We start from the raw sequence: 12,870 nt of genomic DNA, 5'->3' as shown, positions 1-12,870 counted from the left end.
GGGAAATGCCTGTTTCATGGCACCGGGTCGTAACCGTGTCCGCCCCAGGGGTGGCAGCGCAATAGCCGCTTTGTCGCCAGCCAGCCACCCTTGATCGCACCATGGCGTTTCAGCGCGACGATCGCATATTCGCTGCACGACGGCGCGTAGCGGCATGTCGGCGGCAGGATGCGCGACGGGCCGAGCTGCCAGCCGCGCGCGATCAGGATCAGCAACCGGGCGATCATGCGGAACCCCCCGGAAACTGCGCAACTTCACACGCGATTCGGGTTTTCGCGCAGCTGAAATCATCGTCACCCCGGACTTGATCCGGGGTCCCGCTCAGCAACGTGGAAAAGCGGGACCCCGGATCAAGTCCGGGGTGACGACAAGGGGAAACGCTCACGCCACTCATTGAGCCAGCTTCTTCGCGGCGCGCTTCAGCGCCGAATCGAGGTGCCCCGCCAGCTCGGCAAAGGCGATGGCGTTGCCGCCGGGGCGACCGATCAGCACATGGTCGGCGCCCGCGATCCCCGATTCGGGCAAGGCGGCGCGGGCGAGGGCGCGCAGGCGGCGCTTCATCCGGTTGCGCACGACCGCGTTGCCGACCTTCTTGCTGACCGTGAAGCCGATGCCCGGCGCGTCGTCGTCGTCACCGCGCGGGCGGACGAGCAGGACGAAGCCGGGCATGGGAAAGCGAAGGCCGCGATTCGCGGCCAGAAACTCGCTGCGTCTGGAGAGCGTTCGCACCAGCCCAGATCCTTCCAGGCTCGGCGGCGAAGCGACGGCGCTTAGGCCGACAGCTTCTTGCGGCCGCGGGCGCGGCGGGCGGCGAGGACCTTGCGGCCGCCGACGGTGGCCTTGCGGGCGCGGAAGCCGTGGCGGCGCTTGCGCACGAGGCGGCTCGGTTGATAGGTGCGCTTCATCGCGAAATCCCCAAAATCTCTTCAATCGTTGCAACGAAAAAGGGCCGCCAAACGCGGGCGGCCGCCAGTGGGGGCGCGGATAGGCGAGAGTCGGCGCAAAGTCAATCGCCATCGAGCCGGTCGAGCGCGGCGCGCGCGCGCCGCCGCGCGGCGCTGACCCGCCGCATCAGCCGGTCGGCCCAGTCGCCGTAGCGCGGGTGGCGCATCTTGAACCGGACATAGCGGCGCTTTGCCCACAGGCTGTTCTGCAGCGCGAGCATCAGCCCAATCGGGAAGAGGATGACGAAGCCGGGACCGGGCAGCGGCCCGATCAGCGCTGCGACGATCATCAGCAGCACGCCGGTCACGAACAGCGCGTAGCGCACCTGCGCATTCGCCCGCAACCGCTGGTAGAGATTCGGCTTCGCCATGCCCGGCGATGTGGGAAGGCGGGCGGCGTGTTGCAAGGATAGGGCACGTCGGCCGGGTGCGCCGGCGCGATGGCTCGCTATGCGGCGGCGGGGTCAGTCGAGCGCGACGAAGCGGGCCATGTCGGCGCGCGTCAGGGTGCGGACGGTGTCGAACGGCGTGCTGTTGGTCAGCGCATAGAAGGCGCGCGCTTTCGAATCGTCCATCCCCAGTTCGCGATAGAGCCCCAGATATTCGGCGTGGACGGGATCGTCGGCGGGATAGTCGTTCGCCTCGCGCCCTTCTTCGTCGATCCAGCTGTGGACGCCGAATTCGGCGTCGGGCGCGGCGCGGCGGACGGCGCCGGCGAGCCACAGCTCGACCGCGCCCGAGCGCACTGATCCGCCGCTCGGCACGACGGTTTCCAGCCCCGCGCGGCGGATCGCGCGGGCGAGGATCAGGTTCGCCTCTTCGTCGAGGCTGCCGGGGCAGTCGATCATCTCGATCCGCCGCAGCGCCGGAAAGGCCGCGAGCATCGCCGCGAACTGGCGCGGCGTCGCCGCGGTGACGTCGCCCGCCATGCGCGCGGTGCCGGCGTCGACCACCGCGAAGGGACCGAAGCGCGCCTTCGCGGGACCGAGGGTCGCGAGCGTCGCGGCAGGCGCATAGCGCCGCGTCGCGCCGAGGTCGGCCGCATCGGCGAGCGCCGCATCGTCGAGCAGTGCCGCGTCCTCGTCGAGGGCGGTCGGGTCGAGATTGGCGGCCGGACCGTCCACCTCTTCATAGGTCCAGCCGATCGTCGTGGTGACGGTCACCACCGTCTGCGCCTGCGCGGGCGCGAAGGCGAGCACCGCCGCCAGCAGGGCGACGATCGCGGAACGCAGCAGCGCGGGGGGCAAGGCGGACGGGCGGGCCATCCCGCCGCTCTCGCGCGCGGGCGCCTACCAGAGCGTCAAGCCATGCAGTCAGCGCGGCGTTAACCGCGTTTCGGGACGTTCCATCAGGCGGCTTCGCACAGCGCCTTGAGCTGTTCGGCGACGACGGTCCAGCCGGCGGTGAAGCCCATGTCCTGATGCTGCTGGCGCGCCTCGTCGCTCCAGTGGCGCGCCCAGCCGGTGAAGCGGGTGCCGGCGCCGTCGGGCACGATCTCCCAGCCGCCGATCATGAACGGATCGCGCGGCGCGATGCGGCCGTCGGCGCCGCGCACCACCGCATCGGTGGTCACGAAGCGCACCCCCGGCACGACCTCGAGGAACAGGCCGTCGGTCGGCTGCACCTCGCCGTCGGGACCGCGCATCGTCATCGCGCAGCGTCCGCCGGGGCGCAGGTCGACATCGTCGAGCGTGACGGTCCACGGCTTCGGACACCACCATTCGGCCATCCGCTCGGTCATCACCCGCCAGACCGCGTCGGGCGGCGCGGCGATGCGGATCGAGATCGACAGTTCGCGGGGATCGTCGGACATGCTGCTTCTCCTTTGCGGGTCAGTCGCGATCGGGGGCGCCGAGCGGGAAGAAGGGACGATAGGGCCGCGCATCCTCGACGCAGCGGCGGACCGACGGATGCGCGAGCAGCCGCGCGCGATAGGCGCGCAGATTGGCGTAGGCGGGCGCGATTTCGTGCATCCAGTCGGCATAGAAGAGCGAGGGCGCCGCGGCGCAATCGGCGAGGGTGAAGCCATGGGGGGTCGCCCAGCCGCCGCCGGCCAGTTCGGTATCGAGCCAGCGGTAGACGGTTTCGAGCGACTCCCTCGCCTTGTCGACGATGATCTGGAGATGATGTTCCGGCCCGCGCAGCGCGTCGGCCACCACCTCCTGCATCGGGGTCATCACATGATTGTCGAATATCCGGTCGAGCAGCCGGACGCGCAGCGCCGCGTCGCGGTCCGCCGGGATCAGGCGCGGTTCGGGGGCGAGTGCGTCGAGATGCTCGATGATGATCGACGCCTCGAACAGCGCGGTGTCGCCGTCGACGAGCAGCGGGAACTTGCCGACCGGCCAGTGCGCGCGCAACTCGTCGCCATGCTGCGGCGTGTCGGGGCCGATCACGCGGTAATCGAAGGGAAGCTCCTTCTCGTAGAGCGCGATCAGCGCCTTCCACGTGTAGGAGGAGAAGGGGTGGCCGTAATAGATCAGCATCAGCGGGCCTCCGGACGCGCGAACAGCCATGCGAGCGGCAGTCCGACGAAAAAGATGTGGGGAAAGAGCGCGACCGCGCCCTTGAACAGGTCGGCGGGCGGAAAAGGCGTGCCGAAGCGCAGCGGCAGCACGATGCCGTTCATCACGCCGTAGAGGATCAGGCCATAGACGAGGCCGACCCATCCCCACGGCCAGCGGCGCAGCCCCGCCCAATGGCGCGCCAGCAGGACGAAGGCCGCGACCATCGCGCCCATGATCGCATAATGGGTGACGAGGCCGAGCAGCGCGCCGCCGAGGCCCCAGTCGACCGCGGCGTCGCCGAACGGCCCCTTGGCGACCCCGCGCAGCATGCCGCCGACGGTGCCGCCCGCCGACAGGCTCCAGAGCGCGGCATAGACGATGTCGAGCGTGCCGCAGAGCAGCCAGGCGGACAGGGGCGAGGGGCGGCGCATCACCCTAGTCCCCCCGCACCGCGGCCTCGATCGCCGCGACGTCGATCTTCTTCATCGTCATCATCGCCTCGAACGCGCGTTTCGCCGCCGCCTTGTCGTCGCCCATCACGGCATCGGTCAGGGCGCGCGGGGTGATCTGCCAGTTGACGCCCCATTTGTCCTTGCACCAGCCGCACATGCTTTCCTGGCCGCCGTTGCCGACGATCGCGTTCCAGTAGCGGTCGGTTTCCTCCTGCGTCCCGGTATGGACCTGGAAGGAAAAGGCCTCGCTGTGCGGAAAGGCGGGGCCGCCGTTGAGGCCGACGCACGGGATGCCGAGCACGGTGAAATCGACGGTCAGCACGTCGCCCTCTCTGCCGCTCGGGTTGTCGCCGGGGGCGCGGTGGACCGCGCCGACGCGGCTTTCGGGGAAGGTGGCGGCATAGAAAGCCGCGGCTTCCTCGGCATCCTTATCGTACCACAGGCACAGCGTGACGGGATCGCGGGTCATCCTTCCTCTCCTTGCAGCGGGGTGCCGAGCGACCAGAGGTGGCCGAACGGGTCGCGCACCTGCGCATAACGGTCGCCCCAGAACATGTTGTCGGGCGCCATCACGCTTTCGGCGCCGGCGGCGACGGCGCGGTCGTACCAGGCGTCGGTGTCGTCGACCTGCAGGTGCAGCACGACGCTGGCCGGCGCGGGCGCCGGACCGCCCGTATATTCGGGGAAATCGTCGTGGATCATCAGCGATGCGCCGTTGAGATGCAGGTGCGCGTGCATCAGCCGCACGCCGTCGTCAGCGGGGACGCGCACGACCTCGCTCGCGCCGAAGGCGGCGGTGTAGAAGGTGATCGCTTCGACCGCGCGCCTGTCGCGGATCGTCAGGTGCGGGGTCAGGCCGCCGGTCGGCGCCTGGTTGGCGGGGGTGGTCATGGCTTCTCTCCTCTTCCAACGTCCCTCCCTTTGGGGGAGGGACTTGTCTGTCAGCGCCGCGGCCCCACCAGCCCGAAGGCGGCACCCTGCGGGTCGACGCCGTTCATCGCATATTCGCCGCCGGGGATTTCCATCGGGCCGTTGGTCACCGTGCCGCCGGCCGCCGCGACTGTCGCCGCGGCGCGGTCGATGTCGTCGACCCCGATGTAGAAGGTCCAGGTCGACGCCGGGGTTTCGGGCATCAGCGGCATTACCGCGCCGATGCCGACGTCGCCGACCTGAAGGAAGCGGTAGGCGCCCAGCGCCCCCATATCCATCGCGCCTTCCTGACCCCAGCCGAAATGCCTGCGGTAGAAGGCGATCGCGGCGTCGGGGTCGCTCGTCATCAGTTCGTTCCAGCGGACGTGCTGCGCCTCGGTGACCGAGAAGGCGTCGCTGTCCATGTCCTCCTGCCCCGCGGGCGGGATCGGGTTCATGACGTAGAAGGGCGCGCCCTGCGGGTCCGCCAGCATCGCGATGCGCCCGACGGGCAGGTCGGTCGGCGGCATGTGGACGCTGCCGCCGTCGGCCCCGATCGCCGCGACCGTGGCGTCGACATCGGGGGTATAGAGATAGCCGAGCCACGCCGGCCGCGCGCCGCCCGCCAGCATGTCGGCGTTCAGCGCCAGCACACCGCCGGCCTGGCCGCCGTCGCTGCGGCCGATCATGCGATAATCGACGCCGCCGTCCGCGGGGTCGCCGTGCGCCGCGATCGTCCAGCCGACCACGGCGCCGTAGAAGCGCGCCGCGCCGTCGGGATCGCTCGTCATCAGCTCGTACCAGATGAAGCTGCCCTTGGGATTCGTCATCGTCCTTCTCCTTGTGCGTCCCGGCGGTGGGAGGTGTCAGGCGTCGACGATCGGAACGAAGCCGCCATAGATCATGCGGGCGCCGTCGAAGCTCTGGTCGTTCGGATCGTGCCGCATCCGCTCGTCGGCCATGACCTTTTCCCAGCCCGCGACGCGCGCCGCCTTGTCGGGCCATTCGATCCAGCTGAAGGCGGGGGTCTCGCCGGGCTTTGCATGCGTCGCGCGCCGATAGTCGGTGACCTTGCCGTCGGGCACGTCGTCGCCCCAGCATTCGAGGACGCGCGTCGCGCCATGATCGAGGAAGACAAGCGAGGCGCGGGCGGCGAGCGCGCGATAGGCCTCCTTGTTGGCGTCGGGCACCGCGAACACGAAGCCGTCGGTATAGCCCATCGATCCGCCGAGCCCTTCCTCGACGATCGGCGCGAAGCCGCCGACGATCATGCGCTGGCCGTCGCCGGGCATGTCGGTGCCCATCTCCGCCATGCGCGGATCGGTGCGAATCTTCTCGTTCGCGGCGTCGCGCGTCGCGCGGTCGGGATATTCGAACCAGCTGAAGACGACCGTCTCCCCGTCCTTCGCCTGCACCGCGGTGCGGAAGTCGTTGAGCTTGCCGACGGGAATGTCGTCGCCCCAGCATTCGACGTGGCGACGCACGCCGAACTCCTTGAACAGCGGCACCGATCGGGCGGCAAGGTCGCGATATCTGTCCTGCTCGGCGGTCGGAACCGCAAGCACGAAGCCTTCGACATAGGTCATCGTCTCTCTCCTGCTCTGTCTTCCCCCTCCTTCTGAAGAGGAGGGGCTCATGCTTATCTTTCCGCCGGTCCCGCCTCTTCGCGGAAGGCGGCGAGCTGCGCCTTGAGCGCGCGGTCGAAGGCGGGGCGTTCGAGGCAGCGGGCAAGATAGGCCTCGAGCTGCGGATGCTCGGCGACCGCACCCGATTCGATACCCTCGCGCAGCACCGTCGCCATCGCGATGTCGGCGACGCTGAAAACGCCCGCGAGATACGGCCGGTCGCCCAGCGCCTCGGCGAGCTTGCCGAAGCGGGTATGGATGAAGTCTATCAGGCCGGGCCGGCGCAGCTTCGCCCATGGTTCGCCCGCCGCGAACAGGTCGACGGTCGACAGTTCGAACATCGCCGGTTCGACGCTGTTGTAGGCGGCGAACAGCCAGCTCGTCACGGTCGCGCGGCCCTGCGGGTCGCGCGGCAGCAGCCGCTCGTCCTTTTCCGCCAGATGCAGCAGGATGGCGCCGCTTTCGAACAGATGCACGTCGCCGTCGCGCAGCACCGGCACCTGCCCCCATGGCTGGTCGCGGAAATGTTCGGACGGACGGTCGACCGCGCTGATCAGCCGCTCGGCATAGTCGAGCCCGACTTCCTCGCACGCCCAGCGCGGACGCAGGTCGCGGACGAAACCGCGCGCGAAATCGGGCACCCAGTCGAAGGCGGTGATCTCGATTATGGCGGCGGGATTCACGGGCATGATGCCGCTCCTTTCGTCGCCTCAGGCGGCGGGTGGGGGTGCGTCGCCGTTCGCGACCGCCGGGTCCATCCAGAACGGTTCCCAGACATGGCCGTCGGGATCCAGAATGTCGCGGCCGTACATGAAGCCATGTTCCTGCACCGGGTTGACGTCGGCGGTGCCGCCGTGGGCGGCGGCGGCCGCGACCATCGCATCGACCGCCTCGCGGCTGTCGAGGGCCAGCGCGAGCATCGCCTCGCTCGATGCCGTCGGCGGGATCGGCCGGTCGGTGAAGCTGCGCCACTTGTCGTGCGTCAGGATCATCACGAAGATCGCGTCGGACCAGACCATGCAGGCGGCGGTCTCGTCGGTGAAGCGCGGCTCGTTGGCGAAGCCGAGCGCCTCGTAGAAGGCGATCGACCGGTCGAGGTCGCGGACCGGCAGGTTGACGAAAATCATCCTGGGGGTGGGCATCGGAAATTCCTCTCTCGTCGGAAGGCTTCAGGGGATGGTTTCGCGGCGGTCACGTCCGTCCGAACAGCATGCGGACGTAACGCGTCAGATGGACGACGCTTTCCCTGGCAATCGCCGGGTCGTTGGTGGTTTTCGCCAGAACGAAGCCGCCCTGCAGCACCGACTGGATATGGCGCGCGAGATCGATCGCGGTCATCCCGTCGGGCGCGCCATATTGCGCCATCGTCGCCTCGATGTCGGGGGAGAGCGCTTCGCAATAGGCGGCGATGCTCGCTTCGCAGGCAAGGCGGATCGGCTCGCTGGTCGCATAGGCGTCCTGCACCATCGTGCCGATGAAGCAGGTGAAGCCGTCGACCGGGCCGTGCAGCAGCGAAAAGCGGAAATCGATATGGCCGAGCAGCCGGTCGAGCGGGTCCTCCAGCTTCGTGTGCGGCAGCATGTCGAACATCGGCCGCGCGCGCTCGGTCCACGCTTCGGCGGCGGCGACCGCCAGCGCCTCCTTCGATTCGAAATGGTGGAAGAAGGCGCCCTTGGTCACCCCGGCGGCGGCGCAGATCTGGTCGACCGTGGTCGCGGCATAGCCGTGCCGCCGCACCTCCTGATGCGCGGCGGCAATCAGCTTCGCCCGCGCGCTGCCCCGCGGTGCGCGGCGGGGCGGCGTCGAAGGAGGGGAGGGGTGAGTCGGCGTCATGGAGATTTACATACCGACTGGTTGGTATGATGTCAAATTGGACGGCGATGACGGTCTTGGGACAGGATTTCGTGCAGAGGCGCAGAGATCGCAAAGAAAAGGGGAAGGCGGCAAAGCCGCCATTTTCTTCTTTCTTCTCCGCGCCTCCGCGCCTCCGCGCGAACAAAAATCTCTGCGGACTCTGCGCCTCTGCGCGAAATTCCTCCCTTTTTGTCTCCGTCATTCCCGCGCGATTCCTGTCCCCGACAAAAAGGGACTCGACGCCCGGCGCCTCCCGCCTATGAAGGATGGGGAACAAATGGGGGCCGGCTGCAAGGGGGTATCATTGGTCGCGATCGTTTCGACCGTCGCCTATCTCGGGCTCGAGGCGCGCGGGGTCGAGGTGCAGTGCCAGATCGCGCCCGGGATGCCCGCCTTCGCGGTCGTCGGCCTGCCCGACAAGGCGGTCGCCGAAAGCCGCGAGCGGGTGCGCGCGGCGCTGTCGGCGATCGGCCTCGCGCTGCCGCCGAAGCGGATCACGGTCAACCTGTCGCCCGCCGACCTGCCCAAGGAAGGCTCGCACTACGACCTGCCGATCGCGCTCGCTCTGCTCGGCGCGATGGGGGTCGTCGATCCCGAAACGCTCGCCGCCTATGTCGTCGTCGGCGAACTCGGCCTCGACGGGCGCGTCGCGCCGTCGCCAGGCGTGCTGCTTGCCGCGCTGCACGCGGGCAGCGTCGAGCGCGGGCTCGTCTGCCCCGCCGCGCAGGGGCCGGAGGCGGCGTGGGCGGGGCATGTCGAGGTGCTCGCGGCGCCCGACCTCCTGTCGCTGCTCGGGCATTTCAAGGGCGCCGCGCTGCTGCCCGCGCCGGTGCCGGGCGAGGTCGCGGCGCCGGCGCGAACCGCCGATCTGGCGCAGGTGAAGGGGCAGGAAACGGCGAAGCGCGCGCTCGAAATCGCGGCGGCGGGCGGCCACAACCTGCTGATGGTCGGGCCGCCGGGGGCGGGCAAGTCGCTGATGGCCGCTTGCCTGCCCGGCATCCTGCCCGAACTGACCCCCGCAGAAGCGCTGGAGGTGTCGATGATCGCCTCGGTCGCGGGCGGGCTGGAAGGTGGGCGGCTGGTCCGCGCGCGGCCGTTCCGCAGCCCGCATCATTCGGCGTCGATGCCGGCGCTGATCGGCGGCGGGCTGCGCGTGCGGCCGGGCGAGGTCAGCCTCGCGCATCTGGGGGTGCTGTTCCTCGACGAGCTGCCCGAATTCCAGCGCGGGGTGCTCGACAGCCTGCGCCAGCCGCTGGAGACGGGCGAGGTCAGCGTCGCGCGCGCCAATGCGCATGTCACCTTCCCGGCGCGGGTGCAGCTGATCGCCGCGATGAATCCGTGCCGCTGCGGCCATTTGGGTGATCCGGCGCTCGCGTGCAGCCGCGCGCCGCGCTGCGCCGCTGACTATCAGGCGAAGCTGTCGGGGCCGCTGCTCGACAGGATTGTTGTCCCTTTCAAGTCATCGTATGAGGCTGAAAATGACAACATTCCGATATATCCGTTGGTCGAGTCTGGAGCAGGGCAACGCAGATAGGTCTAGTGAGCAGCGGCAACGCGAAGCCACCGATGCCTACGCCTCTCGGCTGGGATTGGCATTTGATGAGACCCTGATTGATTCGGGCAGGTCGGCATTCACAGGGGCTAATCTTGAAAAGGGCGAACTGGGTCGTTTGACCCAGCGCATTATGTCGGGGGCGATTGAAAGCCCTGCCCTTGTGGTCGAGCACCTTGACCGCCTGTCCCGCCGTCCACCAGCCGATATGATGGGGTGGATGATGCCGCTGCTACAGCGGGGGCTTGTTGTCCACGTGGCGGCAACTGGGCAGGTCATCGACATCGATAAAGTGAATCATGATTTTGGTTCATTCGTGACGATGATGTCATCCGCGTTTTCTGCCTTTGAGTTTTCCGTGAAACAGCAAGAGCGCGGGAATGCCGCGTGGAAGAAACGGCGTGACGCCGCGAAAGACGGACACAACATATCGCGCCACCGTGCCCGAAAATGGCTGGTCTGGGATGAGGCGACAAAGACCTATGATCCTATCCCCGAAAGGGTGGCGCTGGTGGAAGAGATGTTTGCGCTTCGCATTGCGGGATATGGCAAGAATGGCATTGCCAAGCTGTTTAATGAACGGGCGCTATCTGACATCCGATACCAGCCGTGGTCATCGACATCCCGCGCCCCTGCTGGCTGGACTGCCAGCGCTATAGCCCGCATTGTTCAAGACATCGCAGTCCTGGGCTATGTTCAATACAGCAAGTTTCCGCGCGGTGCGGCAAGACGTGTCCCACTGGGTGAGCCGATCAAAGTTTACCCAGCCGTCATTGATGAATCGACATTTGCCCGAGCGAATACGGAACGCCTTGCCAATCAGGCGAAACATCAAGGGCGCGGACGGGAAGTCAGCAACCTATTCGGTCGCGTGTCGGTCTGCGCGGCTTGCGGCGGTCGGGTGACTGCCCATGGTTCCTCGCGGTGGCGGATCAATAAAGACGGGTCGCGGTCGCAGCATTATTATCTCTATTGCGATGGCGCGAAGCGTCAAAAGACATGCGACAATCAGCGCGGCTATGCCTACTTTCCGATTGAGCAAGCCGTATTGACCGAACTGTTTCTTGAGATGCGGAACATGCCCGATGAGAGCGATAGCGGGGCATTGGACAAGGCGCGGGCACGCGTCATGACATTGGAGCAGGCTGCTAAACGGCAAGAGCAATCGGCTCGAAACATCTTGCGGCTGGTTAGTGAGGGCGATGACCTTGCGGCGGACGAGTATCAAGCGGCGCGGTCGCGGCTGGAAGGCATACGCAAAGACCTTGCGAAAGCCCGAGCGGCATTAGGTGAGATACAAGGCAAGGTGCCGCCTGCCGAGCATATGAGGCGTGTGGCTGCTTTCATTGGAAGGATGAACAGCGCCGACGCCGATGAGCGGTTCAAAGCCCGATCTGACATCAAGGCAGCTATCAACGACATGGTGCGCCTAACTTTCGATCCCAATGGGCAAGTTACGGCTTCCCTATCGGACGGCGGAAAGGTCTTGTTGACTAAGGATTTATAGCCGTATCGGAATCGTTCGTTTGCGATACACCTTCCAGATTTGTATCGAAATATAGCTTGACAGGTGTTTAGATACACCCGTATTAAGTTTACACCTTTTCGATACAGGAACAGAACCGATGAGCCGCACTTTCGCCTATTGCCGTGTCAGCACGTCCGATCAGTCAACTGATAATCAAGTTGGTGAGATTCAAGCCGCTGGCTTCGCCGTCGCTCCCCAGCGGGTGATTGTTGAAACGGTGAGCGGGTCGGTGGCGGCGATGGAACGCAAGGGCTTCGCTCGCCTGATCGATCGATTGGAAAGTGGCGATGTTGTCATCGTTACGAAACTTGATCGGCTGGGGCGTAATGCGATGGATGTCCGTTCGACCGTTGAACGGCTGGCGTCGGCTGGCGTGAAGGTTCATTGCCTCGCCCTTGGCGGCGTTGACCTGACATCGGCGGCTGGTCGCATGACCATGGGAGTTATCGCCGCTGTCGCCGAGTTCGAACGCGATCTATTGGTCGAGAGGACGCAAAGCGGACTGGCGCGCGCCAAAGCGTCCGGCAAAATGCTGGGGCGACCTTCCAAGTTGTCCGATGAAGCCAAGATGTCCATTCGGACGGCGAAAGCCGCTGGGGCGTCCTATGGGGCTTTGGCGAAAGAATATGGGGTGAGCCGAGCCGCTATTCAGCGGGCAGTAGCCTTGCCTTAACAATGAGGAAGACATAGAGGGGCAGCGAGTGAGTTCCCCCGCGATTGCGACCCGAGGGGGGGGGGAAGGGCTGGGGAGAGATTCCCAGCCCTTCAATATTCAAACAGGATTATCTTGAAAATGGCTTCCACAAGCGCGGCGGTTCGTGCGCGAGGGGTGGACTGGTGAATAGCCGAGCGGGTGTAGTCTTTTTGCCACCCCCCGATGTTTGTCAGCGGCGCGTATCTCTTTCGCGTATCTTTTTCCCGCTGATGTTTATCAGCGGATAGTGAGCGTGCCCGCTGCGCTTTACCAAAGGGGTGGCAGAGCGCGGAGGGTCGTGAAGCGGACACGCTCATCGCTCGAATACATCATCGGCAATGATAATGCCATGGCGGACAGGAAGCGAGCGCGCCGGGGCGCGGTGATGTTTATTCAGCGGGCGTATACTTTTTGCGCTGATGTTTTGTCAGCGGATAGTGAGCGTGCCCGCTGCGCTTTACCAGTGGACGGTGGCGCACGGAAGGTCGTGAAGCGGACACGCTCATCGCCTGAATATATCATCGCGGCGGATAATGCCATGGCGGACAGGAACGAGCGCGCCGGCGCGCGCTGGTGTTTGTCGGCGGACGTATAGTTTTTGCGACATGCCGATGTTTGTTAGCGGACATGCTGATGTTTTGTCAGTGGCGGGGGATAGGGCGCGCGCCGCGCCCTCTAATTCTATTCAAGAGACCTACAAAAAAGAGTAGCCATCCGGTGAAGGCCGCGGATCCGCTATGATTGTTCGGCAATGAGGTTGATGAGGCATTCGATGCCGTCAGGCGTGAAGGCCATGGCGCCGCCG

The 12,870-nt window shown here is 66.3% G+C and carries 17 protein-coding genes and 1 pseudogene; 3 read left to right on the top strand and 15 right to left on the bottom strand.

Annotation, left to right across the window (positions count from 1 at the left end; all coding sequences use genetic code 11):
- Nucleotides 1–14 precede the first annotated feature (14 nt).
- From yidD to ABS88_RS14450, 15 genes are all read right to left on the bottom strand, one after another.
- On the bottom strand, nt 15–227 hold the full coding sequence (gene yidD / locus ABS88_RS14525; RefSeq protein WP_054586362.1) for a membrane protein insertion efficiency factor YidD: 213 nt from the start codon (nt 225–227) through the stop codon (nt 15–17).
- 163 nt (nt 228–390) lie between these two features.
- Nucleotides 391–729 carry a ribonuclease P protein component gene (rnpA, locus tag ABS88_RS14520; RefSeq protein ID WP_067110584.1) on the bottom strand — a complete coding sequence of 113 codons (339 nt, stop codon included), beginning with the start codon at nt 727–729 and terminating at the stop codon, nt 391–393.
- Between the two features lie 41 nt (nt 730–770).
- Nucleotides 771–905, bottom strand: a complete 135-nt coding sequence (gene rpmH, locus ABS88_RS14515; RefSeq protein ID WP_003046693.1) for a 50S ribosomal protein L34 — start codon at nt 903–905, stop codon at nt 771–773.
- Nucleotides 906–1,006: 101 nt separating this feature from the next.
- On the bottom strand, nt 1,007–1,315 hold the full coding sequence (locus tag ABS88_RS14510) for a hypothetical protein (RefSeq protein WP_067110582.1): 309 nt from the start codon (nt 1,313–1,315) through the stop codon (nt 1,007–1,009).
- 93 nt (nt 1,316–1,408) lie between these two features.
- Nucleotides 1,409–2,209, bottom strand: coding sequence for an alpha/beta hydrolase (locus tag ABS88_RS14505; protein ID WP_076073562.1), 801 nt, complete (start codon nt 2,207–2,209; stop codon nt 1,409–1,411).
- 83 nt (nt 2,210–2,292) lie between these two features.
- Nucleotides 2,293–2,757, bottom strand: coding sequence for an SRPBCC domain-containing protein (locus ABS88_RS14500; RefSeq protein ID WP_286750041.1), 465 nt, complete (start codon nt 2,755–2,757; stop codon nt 2,293–2,295).
- 19 nt (nt 2,758–2,776) lie between these two features.
- Nucleotides 2,777–3,430 (bottom strand): glutathione S-transferase family protein, encoded by a 654-nt coding sequence (locus tag ABS88_RS14495; protein ID WP_199775046.1) that lies wholly within the window; start codon nt 3,428–3,430, stop codon nt 2,777–2,779.
- Entirely contained in the window at nt 3,430–3,882 is a 453-nt protein-coding gene (locus ABS88_RS14490; protein ID WP_104960270.1) for a hypothetical protein, read from the bottom strand. Before ABS88_RS14490 ends, ABS88_RS14495 begins: the two co-directional genes overlap by 1 nt.
- A gap of 4 nt (nt 3,883–3,886) precedes the next feature.
- Entirely contained in the window at nt 3,887–4,372 is a 486-nt protein-coding gene (locus ABS88_RS14485) for a VOC family protein (RefSeq protein WP_104959265.1), read from the bottom strand.
- Nucleotides 4,369–4,794, bottom strand: a complete 426-nt coding sequence (locus tag ABS88_RS14480) for a VOC family protein (protein WP_076073570.1) — start codon at nt 4,792–4,794, stop codon at nt 4,369–4,371. The genes ABS88_RS14485 and ABS88_RS14480 overlap by 4 nt, the downstream gene beginning before the upstream one ends.
- Nucleotides 4,795–4,844: 50 nt before the next feature.
- Entirely contained in the window at nt 4,845–5,642 is a 798-nt protein-coding gene (locus ABS88_RS14475; RefSeq protein ID WP_076073572.1) for a VOC family protein, read from the bottom strand.
- A 36-nt stretch (nt 5,643–5,678) separates the two neighbouring features.
- On the bottom strand, nt 5,679–6,398 hold the full coding sequence (locus ABS88_RS25125; protein ID WP_067110563.1) for a DUF1428 domain-containing protein: 720 nt from the start codon (nt 6,396–6,398) through the stop codon (nt 5,679–5,681).
- 53 nt (nt 6,399–6,451) lie between these two features.
- Nucleotides 6,452–7,126 carry a glutathione S-transferase family protein gene (locus ABS88_RS14460; RefSeq protein ID WP_076073574.1) on the bottom strand — a complete coding sequence of 225 codons (675 nt, stop codon included), beginning with the start codon at nt 7,124–7,126 and terminating at the stop codon, nt 6,452–6,454.
- 21 nt (nt 7,127–7,147) lie between these two features.
- On the bottom strand, nt 7,148–7,579 hold the full coding sequence (locus tag ABS88_RS14455; RefSeq protein WP_083674953.1) for a VOC family protein: 432 nt from the start codon (nt 7,577–7,579) through the stop codon (nt 7,148–7,150).
- A gap of 49 nt (nt 7,580–7,628) precedes the next feature.
- Nucleotides 7,629–8,270 carry a TetR/AcrR family transcriptional regulator gene (locus tag ABS88_RS14450; RefSeq protein WP_076073579.1) on the bottom strand — a complete coding sequence of 214 codons (642 nt, stop codon included), beginning with the start codon at nt 8,268–8,270 and terminating at the stop codon, nt 7,629–7,631.
- A gap of 325 nt (nt 8,271–8,595) precedes the next feature.
- Here ABS88_RS14450 and ABS88_RS14445 point away from each other — a divergent pair.
- From ABS88_RS14445 to ABS88_RS14435, 3 genes and pseudogenes are all read left to right on the top strand, one after another.
- Nucleotides 8,596–9,735: pseudogene (locus tag ABS88_RS14445) on the top strand (YifB family Mg chelatase-like AAA ATPase); the annotation flags it as partial.
- Between the two features lie 34 nt (nt 9,736–9,769).
- Entirely contained in the window at nt 9,770–11,350 is a 1,581-nt protein-coding gene (locus ABS88_RS14440) for a recombinase family protein (RefSeq protein WP_286750037.1), read from the top strand.
- Nucleotides 11,351–11,468: 118 nt separating this feature from the next.
- The gene (locus ABS88_RS14435; RefSeq protein WP_286750036.1) at nt 11,469–12,044 is read left to right on the top strand and encodes a recombinase family protein; all 576 of its coding nucleotides are present in this window, start codon (nt 11,469–11,471) and stop codon (nt 12,042–12,044) included.
- Nucleotides 12,045–12,870 lie beyond the last annotated feature (826 nt).

The organism is Sphingopyxis sp. SCN 67-31 (genome assembly GCF_001725095.1).
This window is presented reverse-complemented; position numbering and strand designations above follow the sequence as displayed.

What these genes read in the sequence shown, in the direction of transcription:
- ABS88_RS14495 (WP_199775046.1), bottom strand. Translation starts at nt 3,430, where the DNA reads ATGCTGATCTATTACGGCCACCCCTTCTCCTCCTACACGTGGAAGGCG.
- ABS88_RS14505 (WP_076073562.1), bottom strand. Translation starts at nt 2,209, where the DNA reads ATGGCCCGCCCGTCCGCCTTGCCCCCCGCGCTGCTGCGTTCCGCGATC.
- yidD (WP_054586362.1), bottom strand. Translation starts at nt 227, where the DNA reads ATGATCGCCCGGTTGCTGATCCTGATCGCGCGCGGCTGGCAGCTCGGC.
- ABS88_RS14490 (WP_104960270.1), bottom strand. Translation starts at nt 3,882, where the DNA reads ATGCGCCGCCCCTCGCCCCTGTCCGCCTGGCTGCTCTGCGGCACGCTC.
- ABS88_RS14440 (WP_286750037.1), top strand. Translation starts at nt 9,770, where the DNA reads ATGACAACATTCCGATATATCCGTTGGTCGAGTCTGGAGCAGGGCAAC.
- ABS88_RS14485 (WP_104959265.1), bottom strand. Translation starts at nt 4,372, where the DNA reads ATGACCCGCGATCCCGTCACGCTGTGCCTGTGGTACGATAAGGATGCC.
- ABS88_RS14500 (WP_286750041.1), bottom strand. Translation starts at nt 2,757, where the DNA reads ATGTCCGACGATCCCCGCGAACTGTCGATCTCGATCCGCATCGCCGCG.
- ABS88_RS14460 (WP_076073574.1), bottom strand. Translation starts at nt 7,126, where the DNA reads ATGCCCGTGAATCCCGCCGCCATAATCGAGATCACCGCCTTCGACTGG.
- ABS88_RS14510 (WP_067110582.1), bottom strand. Translation starts at nt 1,315, where the DNA reads ATGGCGAAGCCGAATCTCTACCAGCGGTTGCGGGCGAATGCGCAGGTG.
- rpmH (WP_003046693.1), bottom strand. Translation starts at nt 905, where the DNA reads ATGAAGCGCACCTATCAACCGAGCCGCCTCGTGCGCAAGCGCCGCCAC.
- ABS88_RS14475 (WP_076073572.1), bottom strand. Translation starts at nt 5,642, where the DNA reads ATGACGAATCCCAAGGGCAGCTTCATCTGGTACGAGCTGATGACGAGC.
- ABS88_RS14455 (WP_083674953.1), bottom strand. Translation starts at nt 7,579, where the DNA reads ATGCCCACCCCCAGGATGATTTTCGTCAACCTGCCGGTCCGCGACCTC.
- ABS88_RS14450 (WP_076073579.1), bottom strand. Translation starts at nt 8,270, where the DNA reads ATGACGCCGACTCACCCCTCCCCTCCTTCGACGCCGCCCCGCCGCGCA.
- ABS88_RS14435 (WP_286750036.1), top strand. Translation starts at nt 11,469, where the DNA reads ATGAGCCGCACTTTCGCCTATTGCCGTGTCAGCACGTCCGATCAGTCA.
- ABS88_RS25125 (WP_067110563.1), bottom strand. Translation starts at nt 6,398, where the DNA reads ATGACCTATGTCGAAGGCTTCGTGCTTGCGGTTCCGACCGCCGAGCAG.
- ABS88_RS14480 (WP_076073570.1), bottom strand. Translation starts at nt 4,794, where the DNA reads ATGACCACCCCCGCCAACCAGGCGCCGACCGGCGGCCTGACCCCGCAC.